This window comes from Chryseobacterium sp. BGARF1, assembly GCF_001677955.1.
Taxonomy (GTDB): domain Bacteria; phylum Bacteroidota; class Bacteroidia; order Flavobacteriales; family Weeksellaceae; genus Chryseobacterium.
On record NZ_LELA01000166.1, the window covers coordinates 1 to 1,083 of the forward strand.

General features: G+C 32.2%; 2 protein-coding genes. Both read right to left on the minus strand.

The annotated features are described in order from the left end of the window. Positions 1-13: 13 nt before the first annotated feature. Positions 14-610, minus strand: coding sequence for a methyltransferase domain-containing protein (locus tag AB671_RS21165; protein ID WP_066682220.1), 597 nt, complete (start codon positions 608-610; stop codon positions 14-16). Continuing rightward, positions 607-978, minus strand: coding sequence for a glycine cleavage system protein H (locus tag AB671_RS21170; RefSeq protein WP_066682235.1), 372 nt, complete (start codon positions 976-978; stop codon positions 607-609). The genes AB671_RS21165 and AB671_RS21170 overlap by 4 nt, the downstream gene beginning before the upstream one ends. Positions 979-1,083: the final 105 nt, after the last annotated feature.

The window sequence follows — 1,083 nt, forward strand, 5'->3', positions numbered from 1 at the left end:
TTAAAACATTCAGCTAGGATACCTTTTTCCAGAAACTTAAAAACCCATTGCAGGCAGAGTCCACAAATTCAAAGTTTGTTGGAATTTCATCCCATTTACTCCAATAAGTAACCAACCGGGTTCCTACAGGAGTTTTATTGAGTTGCTCTTTTACATAATCTGAATAAGCGTGGTATAAATCGCTGTCAGGAAGTATTGTATCATCAATCGGATCTGAAGTATCTATATTTTCAAAAAAAGAATTAAAAAAGTAAAAGGCTTCATAATCAGAAAAGCTAATTTTATCAATATTGGAATGCAAGAATTCTACATTCGTAATATTATGCCTCACTGCTATTTTTTTTGATATTTTAGTGAGGGAAGCTCTTTGCTCTATTCCATAAAAAAAACCTTCTGTAGAAGCAGCACCAACCAGACAGAACTTGCCTGCACCCGCACCAATATCAAGTACTTTCGTACCTGGTTTTTCAACCAAATATTTTGCAGCCATTTTGGCTACAGCAACAGGTGTCCAGTGTTTTTCTGCAACGACCTTTATGTTTGGAGGATATATTTCATTAAAGACGATATCTTTTACATCAATATTTTGACTAATTTGTTGAAAAATCATTTTATTATTTTTAAATATTCTTTGTATGTTAAAAATTCATCAGTTGAGATATGAGTTGAAAGAATAAAAACCCAAGAATTATACGGGTCTGTATTAATATGGGAAGGTTTTATAGTTACATTTTCATTCACCTCTACAATTTGAAAGTCACATGGAGCAACAAGCGAAAAAGTCTTATTGATTCCATGTATAGCTCCAAAATGGTTCTCTTTACCTATGATAGATTCTTGCATGATATATTCAACCAGATGGATTTCTCCTATCTCCTTTTGAGCAAAGTCGGTAATCCCTACACAGAAATCATATAATCCTATTTTTCTTAACCACAGATGATTTTCTGTATAATAATGGTTTTTGGGAACAAGCATACAGTTATTTAATCTAATCTTTAATAAATGGAGTTTTCACAATCACACCTTTGACCGGTTTATTTCTTATATTAATAAAAATTTCACTTCCGTGTTTAGCACTTT